We start from the raw sequence: 19,825 nt of genomic DNA, 5'->3' as shown, positions 1-19,825 counted from the left end.
GTGCGGACCTTTCTCAAATTCCTGCTGGTCGTCATCGTCGTTGCGGTGGCGGCGATCGTCATCCTCCGCCTGCTGTATCCGCTGCCGAGCCTCGACGGGCGGCAGGTGAGCACCGCCCTTCCCGCCTCCGCCGACACGAGGCTCGGCGCCGCGCTCCTCCCGGCCATCGCCAGTCGCCCGGACGTCAGCGGCGTCGTTCCCCTCCTCGACGGGCGCGACGCCTTTGCCGCGCGCGCGGTGCTCGCCCGCGCCGCAGAAGAGTCCATCGACGCGCAATATTACATCTGGCAGACCGACACGACCGGGCTGATCCTGCTCGACGAGTTGCGGGCAGCGACCGAGCGCGGCGTCCGTGTCCGCCTGCTCGTCGACGATAACGGCATTCCCGGCCTCGATCGCCAGCTTGCCGCGCTGAATGCCCTCCCCACCATGGACGTGCGGCTCTTCAACCCCTTCACGCTGCGCGACCCCAAGCTCCTTTCCTACGCCTTCGATTTTCCGCGCCTGAACCGCCGCATGCACAACAAGTCCTTCACGGTGGACGGCGTGGCGACCATCCTCGGCGGACGCAATATCGGCGACATCTACTTCGCTTACGGCGACGGCGTGCATTACTTCGACGTCGACGCGCTGGCGGTCGGCCCGGCCGCGACCGAGGTCTCGGCCGATTTCGACAGGTACTGGGCAAGCGGATCCGCATATCCGGCGGAAGAAATCCTTGCGCCCGCCCCGGACGGGTTGTCGCTCCTCACCGATGCGGCCGCCGAAGCGCGCGCTTCGGAAGGAGCAAAGGCCTATGTCCAGGCGATCGCCGGATCGACGCTGGTGCAGGAATTCGAGTCCGGCTCGGAGGGATTGGAATGGGTTCCGGTGACCGTTGTCAGCGACGATCCCGCCAAGGGCCTTGGCGAGGCGCCGGTCTCCGACCTCCTGGTCGGCAAGCTCCACGCGTTGCTCGCCCAGCCGGAATCGGAAGTCGATCTGGTGTCCGCCTACTTCGTTCCCGGCGAGGAGGGAACCGCGCTCCTCACCGGTCTCGCCGCGAACGATGTCGCGGTTCGCGTCCTCACCAACGCGCAGGAATCGACCGACGTCGTCGTCGTCCATTCCGCCTACGCCCGCTACCGGCCGGAGCTTCTGGATGCCGGCGTGACGCTCTACGAACTCCGCGCCGACCAGGCCGGACCGCCGGAGGAAGAAGCCGGCTTCACGATATTCGGCCCATCGGCCTCCAGCCTCCACGCCAAGACCTTCGCCATCGACGGCAAGCGGATCTTCATCGGATCGTTCAACTTCGATCCCCGCTCAGCCAGGCTCAACACCGAGATGGGCGTTCTGATCGAGAGCCCCGCGATGGCAACCGGGCTTTCTCGTTTCATGCAATCCGAAGCCCCGCTCGTAGCCTATGCGGTGGTGCCTGGCCCCGACGGCGGTCTCGCGTGGGTGACGACGGAGGCCGACGGCGAGACGACCGTCTTCGATGTCGAACCCGACACCACCGGCTTCCAGCGCTGGATGGTCCGGTTCCTCGGCCTGCTGCCGATCGAGTGGATGCTTTAGCCGGGCCGGCTGGCGGCAAAGCAGGGTCGGCTCGCCGCCGCCTTGCCCCGGCCGCGTTGCCGGGCGACGATGCGCGCGGACAGGCGAGCCAGCGGAGACGACATCTTGGCAGGACCGATGCGCGACAATTCCAACCGGGGACGGGCGCGGAAGCTGCTTGATGAACGCCTCCAGCGCGAGGAGATGGGTGACGAGGCCTACGAGAAATACGTGTTCCGCCCGGACCGCACGACCAGGATCGCGCTGTTCCTGATTTTCCTGGCCGTCGCCGCCATCATCCTGACGCTGGCCTAGGCGCGCCTCGGGCGGCCTTCCGTCCGCCGCAGCGCTCCCCCTCGGCTCAATACAGGGTCTTCCTGTACTCGTCCTCGAGGTCCTCATCCTTCTTGCGAATCTCGTCGTCGTCGCTCGGCGCGCCCGTCGTCTGGTCGAGGAGGATGTTCATCAGCGACGGCATCTCGCGCCGATCCTGCAGGTGGTCCGGGTCCCAGAGATGCGACCGCCGAAACGCCTTGGCGCAATGCATGAACACCTCGTCGACCCTGACCACGATCGCGAGCCGGGGACTGCGACCGTTGACGCTCATGCTCTCAAGAAGGTCGGGATCGGTGACCAGGCTGGCCTTGCCGTTGACCCGCAGCGTGTCGTCGAAGCCCGGGATGATGAACAGCAGCCCCACATTCGGATTGGCGACGATGTTGGCCAGGCTGTCGAGGCGGTTGTTGCCGGGCCGATCCGGGATCGCCAGCGTGTGCTCATCGAGAATCCTGACGAAGCCGACGGGGTCTCCGCGCGGACTGACGTCGGCTTTCCCGTCCAGCCCCTGCGTGCCGACGCAGACGAATGGCGAGCGCCTGATGAAGGCCTGCGCATGCGTGTCGAGCGCGTCCTGGGACTTCAGGGCGGCCAGCGTATGGGTCGCCTCGAACAGGCTTCGAAGCGCGGGCTCATCCGATATGACGAACTTCGGATCGACCGTGTACTCTTTCACTATCCTGCCTCCTGACATCATCCCGCGCGCCTAAGTCTTACGTCCGTACAGCACCATCGCCACCGGCGCGACCAGCGCCGTCACCACCGCTGGCCCGATCAGCGCCAGCGCGACATCGCCGAGGGTCGCGGTGCCGGCCATGATCTCGCGCACCGCCGTCACCAGCAGCGCCACCGGGTTGACCGCGACGATCGCCTGCAGCCAGCCGGGCATCGTCGCCGGGTCGACGAAGATGTTGGAGAGAAAGGTGACCGGCATCAGCACCAGCCAGCTCATCGTCATCACCACCGAGGGCGAGCGGACGATCAGCGCCAGCACGACGAACAGCCACGAGATGCCGAAGCCGTAGAGGTTGAGCAGGACGATCGCCGCGATCACGCCGGCCACCCCGGTCTCGGGCCGGAAGCCGAGGATCAGGCCGATGACCACGACGATCAGCGACGAGATCGTGTAGCGGATCGTGTCGCCGGTCATCGCGCCGACGATCGGCGACGGACGCCAGATCGGCATCGAGCGGAAGCGGTCGTAGATTCCCTTGGACAGGTCGGTATTGAGGCTGAAGCCGGTGTAGATCGTGGTGAAGGTGACGGTCTGCACCAGGATTCCCGGCAGCAGGAATTGCAGATACTGGTCGGGCGAGCCGGCCAGCGCCCCGCCGAACAGGAAAGTGAACATCACGGTGAACATCACCGGCGTGACGATCACGTCGAAGAGTTGCTCCGGCATGTGCTTGAGCTTGAGCAGCGCCCGCCAGCCGAAGGTCAGCGCGTTGGCGACCGCTCCCGGCCGCTCCGGCCGTACTGCCGTCACCAGCACCCGGCTCAGCCCGGCCGTATCGAGGCCGTCATCCGCCATGGTCATCGGCCGCCCTCCCCCTCTTGCGTTGTCTCCACTTCCTCACCCTTAGCGTCCTTCTCGATCGCCGCGTGTCCGGTGAGCGCGAAGAACACTTCGTCGAGGCTCGGCTGACCGAGGGAGAAGTCGGAGACGACGATCCCGGCGTCACTCAGCGCCGCCAGCGCCGCCGCCGCCCGGCCGGGCTCGGAGACCTGCGCCGTCAGCGCGCGCGGGTCGCCATCGGCATGGACCGGCGCGCCGATCGCCTCGGCCAGGCAGCGCTCCGCCGCCTCGCGGTCCTCGGCGCTGGCCAGCCGGACGTGCACCACGCCGGAGCCGACCGAGGCCTTGAGTTCGGCGCTGGTTCCCTCGGCGATCACCTTGCCCCGGTCGATCACCGCGATGCGATCGGCAAGGGTATCGGCCTCCTGCAGGTATTGCGTGGTCAGGAGTACCGTCGTGCCGTTGGCGGTCAGCATCCGGATGATGTCCCAGACCTGGTTGCGGCTCCTCGGATCGAGGCCGGTCGTCGGCTCGTCGAGAAACAGCAGGTCCGGGGTGACGACGAGGCTGGCGGCGATGTCGAGCCGCCGCCGCATGCCACCGGAATAGGTCTTGACCTGCCGCCCCGCCGCGTCGGCGAGGCCGAAGCCGCCGAGCAGGTCCTCCGCCCGCCGTTTCGCGTCGCGCCGGGAGAAGCCGAGGAGCCGCGCCAGCAGCTTGAGATTCTCGGCCCCGGTCAGGTCCTCGTCGACCGAGGCGAACTGGCCGGTCAGGCTGATCCGGCCCCGCAACGCATCCGCGTCGTCGACGACGTCGAGGCCGAGCACCTTTGCGGAGCCGGCATCGGGCTTGAGCAGCGTCGCCAGGATGCGGACCGTCGTCGTCTTGCCGGCGCCATTCGGCCCGAGCAGGCCAAACACCCGCCCCCGCCCGACGGCCAGATCGACGCCGTCGACCGCCCTGTTGTCGCCGAAAAGCTTGACCAGCCCGCTCGTCTCGATGGCCAGGTCGGATTGCTGGAGCATGGCGGTCCTCTCGCCCGGACGTGGTCGACCATGAAAGTGTGAGACGCCAGTGCCGGACGCCGGGACGTGGCTCTTCCCCGGCGCGCCGGCAGGGCAAAGCCTCTAGCGCGCAGCCGTTGCCGATGCAACGGTTGGATTGCGGTCTGCTGCCACGCAACCGCGCCCGGTCAGGCGGCCGCCTCGTCCGCCCTGGGCCAGTAGGTGCCGAAAGCCCAGACGTTGCCTTCCGGATCCCGGCAAATGAATTCGCGGCTGCCATAGTCGCGGTCGGTCAGGCCCTCCTCGATCGTCGCCCCGGCCTTGACCACCCGGTCGAACAGCGCGTCCGGGTCGTCGACCGCGATATAGGTCGCCCGCCCGCAGGGCTCGCCCGCGGTACCGACCATCCGGCCGAAGTCGTCGTCGCGCGCCGAGCCGAGCATGATCATCGACGAGCCGAGCGCCAGTTGCGCATGGGCGACGCCGCCGCTGTCGTCGGGATACCGGGCATGGACGGAGAAGCCGAAGGCCTCGACCAGCCAGTCGATCATGGTCGGGGCATCGCGATAGCGGAAGGTCGGGTAGATGCGCGGCGGTTCGATGGCGGCGTGTGGCATGGCAGTCTCCTTGGTTGCTGGTGCAGCAGGATTGCCATGCGCGCCCGTCGCCGGATTGAACAAATGTAACCGCCGGAGGTCCTGGTCGTCGGTGGTCGTCGATCGCCGTCGGCACCGTGTCGAGCCCCCTCGCCTCACCCGAAGGCAGCCCGCCAGGCGGTGGGCGTCAGCCCGGCGAAATCGTTGAACTCGCGCACCAGATGCGCCTGGTCGGCGTAGCCGCAGGCGGCGGCGACATCGGCCCAGCCGCTGGTCTTCTCCGCCCAGGCGATGTCGGTGGCCCGGTTGAACCGGGCGATGCGGGCGACCGTCTTGGGAGCCGCCCCGACCTCGTCGCGAAATCGCGCCGCCAGGTGCTTGCGGCTGCAGTCGAGCCGGTCGGCCAGCCGCGCGATGGCGATGCCGCCGCCGGTTGCCACCAGCGACTCGTAAGCCCAGGCGACGGCGGGCGACGCCGCCTTGCCCCGCGCCAGCCGCGCCCCGACAAACCGCTCGACCAGCGCGAAGCGCGTCGGCCAGTCGCGCGCCTCGCCAAGCGCCTGGCGGAACGTGGCAAGGTCCGCATCCGCCAGGTCGTCCAGCGGCACCATCCGGTCGGCCAGCAGGTGCATCGGCAGGCCGAAGAAGCGGTAGGCGCCGGGCGGGGTGAAGTCGATCTGCAGGCAATGCGCCTCGCCATGCGAGCGGATGTGCACCGGACCACCGAACAGGCCGGCGGTGAAGCTGGCGAACCGATCGTCGTCGTCCGGTGCGCGGCCGAGGCCGATGGCGAAGGGCGCGCCGAAGGAGATGATCAGCGGCACGACCAGCGACGCCGTCTCGGTCTGCCGGATCAACGAGCGGGCAATCTCGCGATAGCCGGTGATGCGCAGGACCGACCCCGCCAGCGCCGCCGATGGCCGGTGGCGAACGATCTCGTAGGGAGCCGGCGACCCGGGCGTATCGGCGTCAAAGGATGCCATGGCGCTCACCTCGCTCGACGCAGGTTAGCCCTCCGCCGAAAGGACGCAAGACGGCTACCCGTCGAGTTCCGGGTAATGCCGGAAGATGCCGTCCTCGTTGAAGGCGATGCGCCGGTTGCTGGCGAGATAGGCCTTGATCCGCGCCCGCGCCGCCACCGAGTCATGGACTCCGATCACTCGCTCGTATTCCGGCTGGACCCGCGCCATCGCCTTCGGGAAGGCGTAGCGCAGGCCGGCGACCACCTGGAACAGGGACAGGTCGGCATAGGAGAGCCGCGCCCCGACCAGGTGCTTGTCGGTCTTCGGATTGCGGGTGAGGATCGTCTCGAACCATTCGAGATAGCGGGGAATCCGCACCTCGCGGAACACCTTTGCCCGCCGTTTCGCTTCCGGCTTCTGATCCTCGTAATAGAAGTCGCCGCCGAGCGGGTGATGGACGTCATGCGCCTCGGTCACCAGGTCGGCGACGGTCAACTGGATCTGCTGCGTCCACAGCCGCGCCGCCTCGCTCTTCGGCACCAGCCCGTGACGCTCGCCGAGATAGGCGAGGATATTGGCGGTCTGGCCGATGATCCGCTTGCCATGCTTGAGGAACGGCGGCGCGAAGGACGGCGTGTCGATTCCCGGCCCGTCCCACATCCGCATCAGTGCCTCGGCGCCCTGCTGCCGCCCGACGTCGACATAGTCGACGCCGGCTTCCTCGAGCGCCAGCCGCACGAACTCGCCGCGCCCCTGGATGCCTGGCCAGTAATAGAGTTCGTAAGCCATGCCGCTCCCTTTTCTTTCCGTGGCCGTGATCCGGCCATTCTGCGCCCGCGGGAAGCGAAAGGAAACGGACGGCGTTTGTCGCCTCTTTGACGCCGCAGCGGGAAGCCCTACCATCAGGGGCGTTCACGATCCGGAGCACCGCCATGTGCCGCAACATCAAGACGTTGTTCAATTTCGACCCGCCGGCGACCGACGAGGAGATCGAGGCCTCGGCCCTGCAATTCGTCCGCAAGCTGTCGGGCTTCACCAAGCCGTCAAAGGTCAACGAGGCCGCCTTCGCCCGCGCGGTGGAGGAGGTGACGGCCGTCGCCCACCGGCTGCTCGACTCGCTGGAGACCAACGCCCCACCCCGCGACCGCGAGATCGAGGCCGCCAAGGCCCGCGCCCGCGCCGCCGAGCGCTACGCCACCTGACGACGGCCTATTCCTCCTCGCCCTCCGCGGTCATCACCACGAAGTCGGAGGCGCTGCGGGTGTCGGTGGCGAGCGGATCGTCGGTGACGACGAAGAGCATGCCCGGCGCGACCCGTTTGGCGATCGCCGCCGCCAGGTCGGCCGGCGCCTTGATCCGGTCGAGCGTCAGCGAGTCCGGAACACTGACCTGCGCATCGTTTCCCTCGCTGTAGCCGATCGCTTCCCAGCGCAGGCCCTGCTCGTCTGTCCCGGCGCCGGAGAGCACGAAGACATTGGACGGGAACGGCCGGTCCGGCTCGGCGATCTCGACCGGCCCCTCGGCGACGATGTCGCCATTCTGGAGGACGATCGCCCGCGAATCCTGCCGCGACACCAGCACCGAGGTCACCGGACGATCCTCGGGATCGTCGGAGAGCCAGGTCCGTTCCGCCCGGCGCAACCCGGCCAGCGCCTTGGCCGAATAGAACTCGCCGACGAAATTCGGGCTGGACACCGGCTCAGGCTCCGAGAAGGCCGACGCCACCACCACAGGGGTGCCGAGCCGCGTCGCCCCGAACAGCAGTTCGGCGAAATCCAGCGGCATCCGCACGCAGCCATGCGAGGCCGGGTAGCCCGGCAGGTTGCCGGCATGGAGCGCAATCCCGGTCCAGGTCAGCCGTTGCATGAAGGGCATCTCGGCACCTTCATAGATATTGGAAACATGGTCCTTGTTCTTCTGCAGGATGGTGAAGACGCCGGTCGGGGTGTCGTGGCCCGTCTTGCCGGTCGAGACAGTGGAGACCCCGATCCGCACCCCGCGCCGGTGGACATGCATCATCTGGGCGCCGATCGAGACGATGATCGAGGTAGCGCCACGCTTCTGCAGTTCCGGCTGCCAGATGAACTGGCCGGGTTTCAGCGCCCGCTCGGCGGCGGTGGTGGCGGCGAGGCCCGGTCGGGCGAGGAGCGCGGTGCCGGCCAGTCCGGCGAGACCGGCAAGGGCGGCGCGCCGGGTCGGGAAAAGCGGTTCGAAGGTCATCGGCATCCCTGTCAGCGAGAAGAGTCTTGAAAACACGCGGAAATCTCGCCGATCATAGCGCCAAAAGCATGGCGTTTCAGCAGCCCAAACGCCATGGAACCGTCCGGGTTCGGCCATGAAAGGTCCGCATTCTGCTGCGAATGAAGCACCCTGTTCTTGGGGGACACGAATGACGACCAACCGACGGCCAATCCAGAAGAGCAAGCAGCGCGCGCGCCTCGATGACGAGCCGATCGTCACCTATTCGCGCCTGGAAGCCGAAGTGGCAGCCTCGCCGCATGACTTCGATGCCCACGAGCCGGCGACCCCGCTCTATGACGCGGTGGAAGTGCCGCGCGCCACCCGGCCGCCGCCGCGCGACGCCTTCGTGGCGGAGCCCGAACTGCGCGCCGAACGTGATTTCGACGACGGCGTCGATCCCTTCGAGCCGGAGCCGCGCCGCGGCCGTTTCCGGCTGCTCATCGTCGCCGGTATCGGGGTCATCGGTCTTGTCGCCGGCATCGGCGTCCTGGTGGCGACCCTCGGCCCCTCCGGCCCGGTCACCGCGACGACCGAGCAGCTCAATCCCCCGGCTCTGAGCGAGCCGGGCGAGGAGACCGACGATGTCGCCCGGACCATTCCGGCCGTGCGCGAAATCCCCCTCGCTCCCGGCAGCACGGCCGGTGGCGGAGCCGGCGCCGTGGCCACCGACCCGCTGGTCCCGGCCGAGCCTGTCGCGGAAGTCCCGCCGCCCGCCCCGCGCCCGCGCCCGGAAAAGCCGGCGACCGAGACCGCGGCGACGGACCCCGGACAGCCGGCAGCCGCCGTGCCGCTCGACGCCCCCGTCGCCACGACCGCGCCTGCCGCCCCGGCGGCGACCGCGCCGGCCGGCGAGGACGATTTCCTCCGCCGCATCGAACAAACCCTCAATCGGGTCGAGGAACCGGCGGCGACCGCCACGCCCGCCGCCCCTGCGCCCGTTGTCGTTTCACCCGCCCCGGTCGCCACGCCCGCGCCGTCCACCGCGACGCTTCAGCCGCTCGCGCCTGCCGATTCCGACGGCGGTGTCCTGCCGGCCGACGGCATCATCCTCGACGAGCCGGGCATCGCCGCGGACGAGGACCTGATGATGGACGGCGGCGGCCATTTCGACTTCGAGCAGGGCCCGGCCGCACTCGAGGACCCGGCCGCCGTGACGACGCTGGAACCGCTGCCGACCCCGCCGGCGACCTTTGACACCGGTGCGCCGCTGACGCCGCCCAACGACCTGCTGCTCGGGCCGCCTCCCGCCGCCACGACGCCGCCGCCGGCCAGGGCAAGCCGGCTCCAGCGGCTTTTCCCCCGCCTGCTGCCGCCGGCCGAAGCCCCGGCCCAGCCGGTGCCGCTCAACTGATCGGACGGCGCTTCGAAGCGCGCCGACGGCCGGTCAGTTGATGCCGTTGGCCCGCTGCACCTCGCGCACGTAGACGACGATGTCGCTGACCTCGTCGTCGGTAATGCCCTCCACCGGCGGCATGTTGCCGAACGACCAGTGGTGCGACCGCACGCCCTGCTTCGCCGCGAGGTGGAAGGCGCCGTCGGCGTGGTGGCCGGGTTCGTAGATCTTGTGGATCAGCGGCGGGCCGTTTTCCGAACCGCTGCCGTTCGGTCCGTGGCACGCCGCGCAATTCTCATCGAAGAGCGCGGCGCCGGCCCGGGCGGTTTCCGTCAGTTGCGGCACGGTGACCTGCAGACTGGCCGGTGGCGCGGTCTCGAACACGCCGGCGCGCCAGGCCAGGACGGCGACCGCCCCGGCGACGATTGCCAGGGACACGAACACTGTTCTCTTGTTCATCGCTTCGGATCCCTTGCCTGAGCCGGTCAGCCGCCGTGGCCGGCATGGCCGCCGCCGTCGTAGCCGCGTTCCCGGGCGTAGAGCATCGTCTGATGCCTGGTCAGCACCGGCGCGGTCCGCAGATGGGCAACGAGGTGCGCGGCCCTCAGCCGCCCTTCGATCGCCGCGATGCTTGCCGTCGCCGCCTCGACCGCGGATGCCGACGGATCGCCCTCGGCGAACAAGCGGTCCAGAGCGCCTTCCGCCGCAATCAGTTCTTCGCCGAGCGGCATCGTCCGGGCCAGCATGTCGGCGCGCAATGTCTCGAGTTCTGCGACCTGCACGGCCGACAGATCCAGGCGATCGCGCATCTCCAGTGCGTGCGCGGGTCCGGGCCAGCCGTTGAGTTCGGCGGCCTTGGCGTAGCCGAGGCCAGCGCCGGCGCGCAGGCCCGTCACGTCCTCCGGGGACAGCGCCTTGACGACGCGCGTCTCCTGTCCGGCGTAGGGCTGGTTCTCCGCGCCAAACGATGGGGCGACGACAGACAATGTCGCTGCCATCGCCGCGATTGCCGTTGTCATGCTTCGCACGGGATCGCTCCGTTGTTGTGGACACTATCGGTGCACAGTACCCCATGGGGGTATAATGCGAAACGGCCGGTGTGACGAAAATCGTCGCGCTTCGCGCGATCGTGATCGAAGCGCGTCGAAGAGCGCCACGTCGCGAGCGAAGCTGCTTGTCGTTTTGGCCCGTGGTGCTAGCTTGCCGGCCGCTGTCCCCTTCAGACGAGGCCCATCATGACGCTATCGCTCCACCAGGCATCGGTAACTGTCTATCTACGTCTGCTCAATCAGTTGAGCGCGACGCTCGACAAGGCGGCCGCCCATGCGGAAGCCGGCAAGATCGAGCCTTCCGCTCTGCTGGACGCGCGCCTGTTTCCGGACATGTGGCCGTTCAGCCGCCAGGTCCAGGCGGCAACCAACCACGCCTTCCGCGGCGTCGCCCGGCTCGCCGGTCTGCCGATCCCGGAGATCACCGACGCGGCGGCAAGCTTTGACGACCTCAAGCAGCGGGTCGCGGAGACGCTGGCCTTCATCGAAAGCGCCGACCCGGCGGCGGTCGATGCCGGCGCGGATCGCGAGATAACCTTTCCGTTGGGAAGCCGGCAGGCGACGTTGAGCGGCACCGACTATTTCCTGCATTTCTCGCTGCCCAATTTCTATTTCCACCTCACCACCGCCTACAACATCCTGCGGACCAACGGCGTGCCGCTGGTCAAGGACGACTTCGTCGGCCGCACCGAATAGCGCGACGCCTCATCAGGCTGGAATGAAAGACGGCAGCGGCCGGTCAGTATCGGACGCCGGCCGTGAAGCGAAACCGGACGCCCGGATCGGTGCCCTTGGCCGTGTTGATCCACGGCGCGGCGACATAGGCGGCGACCGAGCCGTGCTTGCCGAGCCGGCTGCGGATGCCGCCGCCATAGGAGCCAAGCGCCGCGAATTCGTAGGGCGCGACACCGGGGTCGTTCCACACCGCGCCATAGTCGCCGAAGGCGAAGATCGTGAAGCCCTGCAGCCAGGCAACGCCGGTGTCGATGCGCTTGCCGATCTCCAGCGCCGCCGCCACGCCGTCCTCGCCGGTGATCGTGCCGCCATCGAAGGCGCGACCGTAATTCTCGCCGCCGACATCGAACTTGACCGCGGAGGGCAATGGCGTCAACGCCTTCTGGCCTGTGACCCTGAGCCCCGCGGTCACCGTCTCCGTGAGATCGCGGCCGAGGGTGCCGTCGAAGGAGACGAAGCGGAAGTCGGCGTCCTCGCCGGTCGAGCCGAGGTCATCGAGCCCCTGCGCCACGGCGACCTCGATGATCAGCGCCGCGCCGGCGATGACGTCGTCATACGTGGCGCCGGCGGTGACCCAGCGATTGTATTCGCGGGTCGCCGGCAGTTCGCCGACGTCGACAGCCACATTCTTCGTGTTGAGGGCCAGCGAACCGATCAGGCTGCGTTCGATCCGCCGCATGAAGGCGTAGTCGAGATGGACCTTGCCGATCGTCGTCTCGGCGTGAACGTCGAGCGCGGCAAGGTCACCGCCCGGATTCGACCAGACCTGGCCGATCTCGTAGCCGGCCGCGAAGCCGCTCGGCCCGAGCTGGTAGATCTGTGACAGCCGCAGGAAGACGAGTTCGTCCGGCTCCAGCGGATTGGTCACCGCCAGGAAATCCGTGCCCTCGAACTGCCCGAACAGGTCGTTGAACCGCGCAGTCATCGAGGCGGTGAGCGGCCCGGTCTCATCGTTGCCGAAATTGTCGACCCGCCCGGCGATCACCTGGCGGTCGAACCCGACGGTGAGTTCCAGCTTGCCGGCGCCCGGCTCGTCCGGGATCTTCGAGAATTGCGCGTCGAGCGTCACCCCGGCCAGGTCGGCCTTCAGCAGGAGATAGCGTTCGAGCCGCGAGATCCGCACCGGGTCCATGGCGACGATCCTTGCGATATACGGGTCGAGCCGCTCCGCCAGTCCCGGATAGTCGCCGACGATCACCACCTCGCGGATATAGGCCTCATAGACCCGCACCTCGATGCGACCGTCGCTGAAATCCTGGGGCGGCGCGATCGCCAGTCCGTAATAGTCGTTCTGCCGGTAGACCTCGGCGATGCCGTCGAGAACGTCGCGGAGATCGGCGAGCGAAATTTCGCGGCCGATCATGCCGCGCCACAAGGCCGCGAGTTGATCGGTCGGCACCGACTTGGCGCCGACCAGGTCGATGGCAGTCAATCGGAAGCGGACCGTGTCGAGTTGCCCCGCTGGAATGCCGAGCACGTCGGCATCAACCGTCACCCCGACCGACGGTGGCCGCCGCGGCGGCGGCTCGAACCGCTCGATCACCGTCGTCATGTTGTCCGCCGCCTCCTGGGCCGGCTGGGCGAAGGATGGCGCGGCGGACGAGGCGAGAACCAGCACGGCAAAGGCAGCAAGGGTCGGCAAGAACCATCCTCGCCAGCCCTGCGAAACCATGCCAATTGCGCGAATCATGACGTCCCCCGGGCCCGGAGACAGAACAGTCCGTGCAAAAGCGGCACAGGACAAGCACGCGGTTGTGTGTCAGTTTGAAATTTGGTCTGGGGCGGAGCTTCCAAGAGAAAGCCGCCTTTGTATCCGAGTTGGATGACCGACGATCTTGCCGAGCGAGCCAAGTCCATTGGCGACGAGGCAGCGGCTCGCGCTATAGACACGTTCGGACCACACTAGCCCTGAACGCGCTTCCGGTAAGTCTTCGGCCGAGCCGGCTTCGGTGCACGGGCGTCAATCAGCGCCACGACACCTTCCTTCGACCAGAGTCTGTGGTCAGTTAAACGTGGCCTGAAAGCCGCTCGGCAGGATCGACCATGAAGTAGTTGGCCGTCTCAGCGCCACGGTCGCCAACGGGCCAGGACCAACCATTTTTTTTCACCTCACAATGGTGAGGCGGGGACGCGGAGGCTCCTTTGCTTCGATTCCGTACAGCGCGCGCAAATCCCAAGGATGGATCCGCAGTAGCTGCGCAAGGTCACTCTCCGAATATCCCAAACCCTCTAGGTGGACTCGAAGAATTGAATCAATGACCGTTGGTTGTTCTGCGGGGAAATCGAGTTCGGGTGGCTCGCGTAATTTCAAGCGGCGAGCGCTGATTTGTTTCCACATATTGCGAGCTTGATGCGCGGTCACGAGGTTGAGGGCCGACACCCTCATCAACAGTGCCTGCATGGCAACCTTCCACTCCGGCTTCAGAGAAGCCAGAAGTGCCAAATCAACACGACGACCAGCAACATACGGGCGCAGATCGGAGGCTGGCATGAGCAGCGCTGACGCAAATTCGTTTGCTTCATCCTCCATCTTCGGGGACGGGAAGCGATGCATCACCAGATGACCCAGCTCATGCGCCAATGTAAACCGACGCCGATCTGCGGGTTGCTCGCTGTTGACGACGACCAATGGGGGCACGCCAGGCGTTGCGAAAGTCACGCCGCTTATCGCCGCGCCGGCCAAAGGCGATTGATACACAATCACACCCGCGCGCTCGACTAGAAGCGTGAGGTCCGCGATTGGGCCTTTCGGCACTTTCCAGTGCGCCCTTACAAGACCAGCGATCTTTTCGGCCGACCCATAATCATCAATGTCCAACCGGGGCAATGTCTCCGTGTGCGCGTATTCCGCGCCTTCCAAGAGCCGCCGCAGATGCATCACGCGGATATTCAACTCCGCGACAACCGCGTCCATGTCGCGGCCGATCACATCAGCTTTGCGACGCCACATCGGGTGAACGCTGACCGGCGCTCCGTAAACCGGATCGGTTATCTCGAAGAACGAGTGCGGCATCTCGTACACCAACTCAGCGCGCTGGATGAGTTCATCGCCAGCAGACACCAAGCCATTCTCAACCCGAGATAGTACGGGTTGCTCCACGCCGAGCCGAGCTGCGGCATCGACTTGGCGGAATCTCTTTCTCTGCCGCGCAAGGCGCAGCATCTCCCCGTTCGGTGGCATGGACTATTCGCCTTGCTTGGCGGGCTTCTCCGCAGACTTGCGGACGCGGACCTCTGGCAAACCACCGTCGTGTCTCGGAGCCATTGGAAGCGGCATTACACGGGTATCCGCCGACCGCCTCATTTCATAGGTCCAAAGGCGCTTGTTGCGCTGACGAGCAGCGACGGTCAGCAGGGCCATCTTCGTCGCCAGTTTGTCCAGATGGTAGCACCCCTCGACGTGGTAAATCGGCGGAAGAGGAAGCAAAGACATCTGGGGGTCGATGAACTCGATTACGGCTTGCGTCTCGATATTCGAGCCAAGCCCCCTCGTGTTTGCCTTTTTGAACCGGAGGAGCACCTTGTCATGGAATAGAAAGTGGACCGTCTGCCCCTTCGGAATTGCCCTGATCTCTGGGTCGCTGTCGAACTCCTCCAAAGCGCGACGCCGGATGAAATCAAAGACCATGGAAGCCCGGGAGCGAGGAGACAGGGCCGCGCGGCGCGGCACATCGAGCCACTCCTGCCAAGCCCCTTCGAGGATTGCCGCCATGCGGTCCTCGAAATCTGCAAGGATGGCCTGAACTTCGTCCTTTGGCGGGAAAACCATACGTCGCGCTCCAAGAATCATTGAAGCTGGAGGGTAGCAATGCACCCCGAAAACGCAAAGATTTTTATGCATATTCTATTTATCTGTTGTTTTTCAGATGCTTGCGTCATACTTCTTAGCGATCGTCGCCCACCGCTCTAGTGTCATCGACTTCGCCCGTGCCTTGCCGCCCTTCTTGCCGGGCGGCTAGGCCATGCATTTGCCAGGGCATGTCCAGTTGCGATGGTGCAAGCCGAGGCGTTCCTCACAGGCGAGAAAGCCGAAGCCTTCGCATCGCCGACAAACTGCGGCGCGACTGCGCTTGTCCGATGGAAACTGGAAGCGCCCCCCCTGTGGATAACCGGGACAACCCTCACAGTCGTCCGCGCCATCCCCTTGCCACGCTCGACTGTCCTATAGTGATACGCGCCCACGATAACCCGGACCGAATCACCCGCGACAATGCGATTTCCGCCCTCCTTCCTTGACGAAATCCGTGCCCGGCTGCCGACCTCGGCGGTCATCGGCCGGCGGGTCAAGCTAAAGAAGCAGGGCCGCGAATTCGCTGGCCTCTCCCCGTTCAATGCCGAGAAGACGCCGTCCTTCTACGTCAACGACCAGAAGGGGAAGTGGTTTGACTTCTCGGCCCAGAAGAACGGCGACATCTTCACTTTCCTGATGGAGACCGAAGGGCTCACCTTCCCCGAGGCGGTCGAGCGGCTGGCGAAGGATGCCGGCGTCGCGATGCCGGCCCGCGACGCCCAGGCTGAGGAGCGCGAGAAGGTCCGCGCCACCCTCCACGAAGTGATGGAACTCGCCACCGCCTTCTACGAGGAGGCGCTGCAATCGCGCGCCGGCGCGAGCGCCCGCGGCTATCTCACCAATCGCGATATCGGCCCGAACCTCCAGAAGCGCTTCCGCATCGGCTACGCCCCGGCCGACCGTGGTGCGCTGAAGCAGCACCTCGCCTCGAAGAATGTCTCGCAGGAACAGATGGTCGAGGCCGGGCTGCTGATCACCGGCGACGACGTGCCGGTTTCCTTCGATCGCTTTCGCGACCGGGTGATCTTCCCGATCGCCGATTTTCGCGGCCGCATCGTCGGGTTCGGCGGCCGGGCGATGTCCTCCGACGTGCCGGCCAAGTACCTCAACTCGCCGGAGACCGACCTCTTTCACAAGGGCAGCCTCCTTTATAACGGCGCCGAGGCCCGCAAGGCGGCGCATGACGCCGATACCGTCATCGCCGTCGAGGGCTATGTCGATGTCATCCAGATGGTCGGCGCCGGCTTCGGCCACACCGTCGCGCCGCTCGGCACCGCCCTCACCGACCGCCAGCTCGAGATCCTGTGGCGGATGGCCGACGAGCCGATCCTCTGCTTCGACGGCGATTCCGCCGGGGTCCGCGCCGCCTGGCGCGCCGCCGAGACGGCGCTGCCCTTCCTCCAGCCGGGCAAGAGCCTGCGCTTCGCCCTGCTGCCCGAGGGCCAGGACCCCGACGACCTGATCCGCACCGCCGGCCGCCAGGCCATGGCCGACGTGCTGGCCGCCGCCCGGCCGCTGGTCGACCTGATCTGGTCGCGCGAAACCGAGTCCGGCGTCTTCGACACGCCCGAGCGCCGCGCCGCCCTCGAGGCGCGGCTGCGCGAGATCGCCCGCGCCATCGGCGACGAAAGCGTGCGCCGCCACTACAGCCAGGCCCTGACCGAGCGGCTGGTCGCCTTCTTCCCCGCGCCCGAGCGCCGCTATGGCGGCCGCGGCCGCGACGACGGTGGACGCTCCGGCTATGGCGAGCGCGGCGGGTTCGGCGGCGGACGACGCGACGGACGCTCCACCGGTCCCGGCCGGACCCAGATCCCGGTCTCCGACCGGTTGCGCCGCACCGGCATCCTCTCCCGCCAGGGCACGCCGCCGCTACGCGAGGCGGTGCTGGTGATGACCATGCTCGACCACCCGGCGCTGATCGTCCGCCATCTCGACGAATTCGCCCATGTCGAGATCGGCCATCCCGATCTCGCCGGGTTGCAGGCCGCCCTGCTTGAAATCGTCGCAACCGATCACGATGTCGAGGCCGCCGCGCTGCGGGAGCGGCTGGCGCAATCGCGGTTTTCCGCGCTTGTTACCCGTCTCGACGCCCAGATTTCCGCCTGTGGGCTGTGGCTGGCCACCACCGCGGCCTCCGACGAGGACGCCGAAAAAGGCTGGCATCAGGCCTTGACCTTGCACAGGCGGCAGCGGACGTTACATAAGGAACTCAAGGAAGCGGAGGCCGCGCTCGCGCAGGATGCAAGCGAGGCCAATCTCGCGCGACTTGTCGACATCCAGAACCAGTTGGCGAGCGTCGAAGGGATGGAGGCTTTGATCGAAGGATTCGGAGCGTCCTCCGGTCGCGAGGCCCGGGTGTTCTAGATCGTTCGTCGGGAACGGCTGTCGTCCTTGCCGGAAGAGCGGACAGGAGAGCAACACGGCGTTGTCGAAACGTCACGGTTAATCGCCGTTTAACGCGCGATGCCGTAGGTGTCTGGAAAGATTGGACCGAACGGCCTAGATACTGGGGCCGCCCGGTCGTTGGAATACAGGTTCGGTGACATAGAGTGACGCGCGCGGGAGCTTCCCGGCCCCCGGTTCGCGCCCCCTTCGGAGACGTGCATGGCAACCAAGGTCCAGGAAAAAGAAGACGCGCAGGAAGCCCCGCCGGAGGCCCCGGACGGTCCGCTTCTCGACCTCAGCGATGCCGCTGTCAAGAAGATGATCAAGGCCGCCAAGAAGCGCGGCTATGTCACCTATGACGAGCTCAACGCGGTCCTGCCGTCGGACCAGAATTCCTCCGACCAGATCGAGGACATCTACGCGATGCTCTCCGAGATGGGCATCAACGTCATCGAGTCCGAGGAGGCCGAGGAGGCCGACTCGAACAGTGACGACGAGAATGCCGAGGGCCGCGAGCTGGCCGAGACCTCGACCGCCTCGACCGCCGTCGCCAAGACCGCCAAGGAACCGACCGACCGCACCGACGATCCGGTCCGCATGTATCTGCGCGAGATGGGCTCGGTCGAGCTGCTCTCCCGCGAGGGCGAGATCGCCATCGCCAAGCGCATCGAGGCCGGCCGCGAGACGATGATCGCCGGCCTCTGCGAGAGCCCCCTCACCTTCCAGGCCGTCATCATCTGGCGCGAGGAGTTGGCCGAGGGCAAGATCCTCCTGCGCGACATCATCGACCTCGAGGCCACCTATGCCGGCCCCGACGCCAAGAACGCCCCGCCACCGCCGAACCCGCACGCCCCCCAGGCCAATGGCGCCAACGGTGCCGCGACCAACGGCGCTGCCGCCGCCAAGGCGCCGCCGACCGCGCCGGCCGACGACGTCGACCCGGTCGAGGCCGAGCGCGCCCGTCGCCAGCAGGAAGAGGAAGAGGACGAGGATTTCGAGAACGCCCTGTCGCTCGCCGCGATGGAGGCCGAGCTCAAGCCGGCGGTTGTCGAGACCTTCGATTCCGTCGCCGACCTCTACAAGAAGCTCCGCCGCCTGCAGGACCAGGATGTCGAGCTGAAGCTCGGCAACAAGACCCTCTCCCCCTCGCAGGAGCGCCGCTACAAGAAGCTCAAGGAAGAGATCGTCACCGCGGTCAAGTCCCTGTCGCTCAACCAGGCGCGCATCGACTCGCTCGTCGAGCAGCTCTACGACATCAACAAGCGGCTGATCGGCTTCGAGGGCCGCCTCTTACGCCTCGCCGAGAGCCACCGCGTCTCCCGCGTCGAGTTCCTGAAGGAGTATCCCGGCTCCGAGCTCGACCCGCACTGGCTGCGCCGCATCTCGAACCTGACGGCCCGCGGCTGGAAGGATTTCGTCGCCAAGGACAAGGACAAGATCAAGGACATCCGCAAGGAGATCCAGGCCCTTGCCACCGGCACCGGCCTCGAGATCACCGAGTTCCGCCGCATCGTCTCGATGGTCCAGAAGGGCGAGCGCGAGGCGCGCCAGGCGAAGAAGGAGATGGTCGAGGCCAACCTCCGTCTCGTCATCTCGATCGCCAAGAAATACACCAACCGCGGCCTGCAGTTCCTCGACCTGATCCAGGAAGGCAACATCGGCCTGATGAAGGCGGTCGACAAGTTCGAGTACCGCCGCGGCTACAAGTTCTCGACCTACGCGACGTGGTGGATTCGCCAGGCGATCACCCGGTCGATCGCCGACCAGGCCCGCACCATCCGCATCCCGGTCCACATGATCGAGACGATCAACAAGATCGTCCGCACGAGCCGGCAGATGCTGCACGAGATCGGCCGCGAGCCGACCCCGGAAGAGCTCGCCGAGAAGCTCGCCATGCCGCTGGAGAAGGTGCGAAAGGTCCTGAAGATTGCCAAGGAGCCGATCTCCCTCGAGACGCCGATCGGCGACGAGGAAGACTCCCACCTCGGCGATTTCATCGAGGACAAGAACGCCATCCTGCCGATCGACGCGGCGATCCAGTCGAACCTCCGCGAGACGACGACGCGGGTGCTCGCTTCGCTGACCCCGCGCGAGGAACGCGTGCTGCGCATGCGCTTCGGCATCGGCATGAACACCGACCACACGCTGGAAGAAGTCGGCCAGCAATTCTCGGTCACCCGCGAACGCATCCGCCAGATCGAAGCCAAGGCGCTCAGGAAACTGAAGCATCCGAGCCGGTCCCGGAAGCTGCGCTCCTTCCTGGATAACTAGGGCGCGACGCTCGCACCGCGCATCCTCCCCCGTTCACGGGGGAGGGGGACCATGCGAAGCATGGTGGA

Annotated in this window: 19 protein-coding genes; 7 read left to right on the top strand and 12 right to left on the bottom strand. The window is 66.8% G+C overall.

Annotation, left to right across the window (positions count from 1 at the left end; genetic code table 11):
• Together BLT60_RS14485 and BLT60_RS24065 are read left to right on the top strand one after the other, a co-directional pair.
• The gene (locus tag BLT60_RS14485; RefSeq protein WP_175478451.1) at nt 1–1,560 is read left to right on the top strand and encodes a phospholipase D family protein; all 1,560 of its coding nucleotides are present in this window, start codon (nt 1–3) and stop codon (nt 1,558–1,560) included.
• A gap of 105 nt (nt 1,561–1,665) precedes the next feature.
• On the top strand, nt 1,666–1,854 hold the full coding sequence (locus BLT60_RS24065) for a hypothetical protein (protein ID WP_139167845.1): 189 nt from the start codon (nt 1,666–1,668) through the stop codon (nt 1,852–1,854).
• Nucleotides 1,855–1,900: 46 nt separating this feature from the next.
• On the opposite strand, the gene BLT60_RS14480 is transcribed toward BLT60_RS24065, so the two are convergent.
• The 6 genes from BLT60_RS14480 to BLT60_RS14455 form a co-directional block, all read right to left on the bottom strand.
• Nucleotides 1,901–2,569 carry a pyridoxamine 5'-phosphate oxidase family protein gene (locus BLT60_RS14480; RefSeq protein ID WP_090877788.1) on the bottom strand — a complete coding sequence of 223 codons (669 nt, stop codon included), beginning with the start codon at nt 2,567–2,569 and terminating at the stop codon, nt 1,901–1,903.
• Between the two features lie 12 nt (nt 2,570–2,581).
• Nucleotides 2,582–3,412, bottom strand: a complete 831-nt coding sequence (locus BLT60_RS14475; RefSeq protein ID WP_244521275.1) for an ABC transporter permease — start codon at nt 3,410–3,412, stop codon at nt 2,582–2,584.
• On the bottom strand, nt 3,409–4,416 hold the full coding sequence (locus tag BLT60_RS14470; protein ID WP_090877230.1) for an ATP-binding cassette domain-containing protein: 1,008 nt from the start codon (nt 4,414–4,416) through the stop codon (nt 3,409–3,411). Before BLT60_RS14470 ends, BLT60_RS14475 begins: the two co-directional genes overlap by 4 nt.
• A 167-nt stretch (nt 4,417–4,583) precedes the next feature.
• Nucleotides 4,584–5,012: a VOC family protein gene (locus BLT60_RS14465; protein WP_090877228.1), complete on the bottom strand. Its 429-nt coding sequence runs from the start codon at nt 5,010–5,012 to the stop codon at nt 4,584–4,586.
• 134 nt (nt 5,013–5,146) lie between these two features.
• A complete protein-coding gene (locus tag BLT60_RS14460) occupies nt 5,147–5,974 on the bottom strand; it encodes a helix-turn-helix domain-containing protein (protein ID WP_090877226.1) in 828 nt (275 codons plus the stop codon).
• A gap of 54 nt (nt 5,975–6,028) precedes the next feature.
• Entirely contained in the window at nt 6,029–6,742 is a 714-nt protein-coding gene (locus BLT60_RS14455; RefSeq protein ID WP_090877224.1) for a glutathione S-transferase, read from the bottom strand.
• Between the two features lie 143 nt (nt 6,743–6,885).
• On the opposite strand from BLT60_RS14455, the gene BLT60_RS14450 reads away from it, so the two are divergent.
• Nucleotides 6,886–7,155 (top strand): DUF2277 domain-containing protein, encoded by a 270-nt coding sequence (locus tag BLT60_RS14450; RefSeq protein WP_090877222.1) that lies wholly within the window; start codon nt 6,886–6,888, stop codon nt 7,153–7,155.
• A gap of 7 nt (nt 7,156–7,162) precedes the next feature.
• On the opposite strand, the gene BLT60_RS14445 is transcribed toward BLT60_RS14450, so the two are convergent.
• Nucleotides 7,163–8,209, bottom strand: a complete 1,047-nt coding sequence (locus BLT60_RS14445; protein WP_175478450.1) for a L,D-transpeptidase — start codon at nt 8,207–8,209, stop codon at nt 7,163–7,165.
• Between the two features lie 133 nt (nt 8,210–8,342).
• Here BLT60_RS14445 and BLT60_RS14440 point away from each other — a divergent pair, with 133 nt between their 5' ends.
• The gene (locus tag BLT60_RS14440; RefSeq protein WP_090877218.1) at nt 8,343–9,545 is read left to right on the top strand and encodes a hypothetical protein; all 1,203 of its coding nucleotides are present in this window, start codon (nt 8,343–8,345) and stop codon (nt 9,543–9,545) included.
• Between the two features lie 33 nt (nt 9,546–9,578).
• On the opposite strand, the gene BLT60_RS14435 is transcribed toward BLT60_RS14440, so the two are convergent.
• Both BLT60_RS14435 and BLT60_RS14430 read right to left on the bottom strand, forming a co-directional pair.
• A complete protein-coding gene (locus BLT60_RS14435; RefSeq protein WP_090877216.1) occupies nt 9,579–9,986 on the bottom strand; it encodes a c-type cytochrome in 408 nt (135 codons plus the stop codon).
• A gap of 26 nt (nt 9,987–10,012) precedes the next feature.
• Nucleotides 10,013–10,546 carry a hypothetical protein gene (locus BLT60_RS14430; protein ID WP_090877214.1) on the bottom strand — a complete coding sequence of 178 codons (534 nt, stop codon included), beginning with the start codon at nt 10,544–10,546 and terminating at the stop codon, nt 10,013–10,015.
• Between the two features lie 216 nt (nt 10,547–10,762).
• Here BLT60_RS14430 and BLT60_RS14425 point away from each other — a divergent pair, with 216 nt between their 5' ends.
• Nucleotides 10,763–11,272, top strand: a complete 510-nt coding sequence (locus tag BLT60_RS14425; RefSeq protein WP_090877212.1) for a DUF1993 domain-containing protein — start codon at nt 10,763–10,765, stop codon at nt 11,270–11,272.
• Between the two features lie 43 nt (nt 11,273–11,315).
• Here BLT60_RS14425 and BLT60_RS14420 read toward each other — a convergent pair whose 3' ends face one another.
• From BLT60_RS14420 to BLT60_RS14410, 3 genes are all read right to left on the bottom strand, one after another.
• Entirely contained in the window at nt 11,316–12,953 is a 1,638-nt protein-coding gene (locus BLT60_RS14420) for a ShlB/FhaC/HecB family hemolysin secretion/activation protein (protein ID WP_175478449.1), read from the bottom strand.
• A 462-nt stretch (nt 12,954–13,415) separates the two neighbouring features.
• Nucleotides 13,416–14,474 (bottom strand): ImmA/IrrE family metallo-endopeptidase, encoded by a 1,059-nt coding sequence (locus BLT60_RS14415; protein WP_244521274.1) that lies wholly within the window; start codon nt 14,472–14,474, stop codon nt 13,416–13,418.
• A gap of 21 nt (nt 14,475–14,495) precedes the next feature.
• A complete protein-coding gene (locus BLT60_RS14410) occupies nt 14,496–15,080 on the bottom strand; it encodes a hypothetical protein (protein ID WP_090877207.1) in 585 nt (194 codons plus the stop codon).
• Nucleotides 15,081–15,521: 441 nt separating this feature from the next.
• Between BLT60_RS14410 and dnaG the strand changes: the two genes are divergently transcribed.
• Both dnaG and rpoD read left to right on the top strand, forming a co-directional pair.
• Complete coding sequence (gene dnaG / locus BLT60_RS14405) at nt 15,522–17,465, top strand: DNA primase (RefSeq protein ID WP_090877206.1); 1,944 nt, start codon at nt 15,522–15,524, stop codon at nt 17,463–17,465.
• A 240-nt stretch (nt 17,466–17,705) separates the two neighbouring features.
• Nucleotides 17,706–19,757: an RNA polymerase sigma factor RpoD gene (rpoD, locus tag BLT60_RS14400; protein ID WP_090877204.1), complete on the top strand. Its 2,052-nt coding sequence runs from the start codon at nt 17,706–17,708 to the stop codon at nt 19,755–19,757.
• Nucleotides 19,758–19,825 lie beyond the last annotated feature (68 nt).

The sequence above is a fragment of the Bauldia litoralis genome (genome assembly GCF_900104485.1).
GTDB classification, from domain to species: domain Bacteria; phylum Pseudomonadota; class Alphaproteobacteria; order Rhizobiales; family Kaistiaceae; genus Bauldia; species Bauldia litoralis.
Note: the sequence above shows the minus strand (reverse complement) of the source record. Positions and strands in the feature narration are given on the sequence as shown.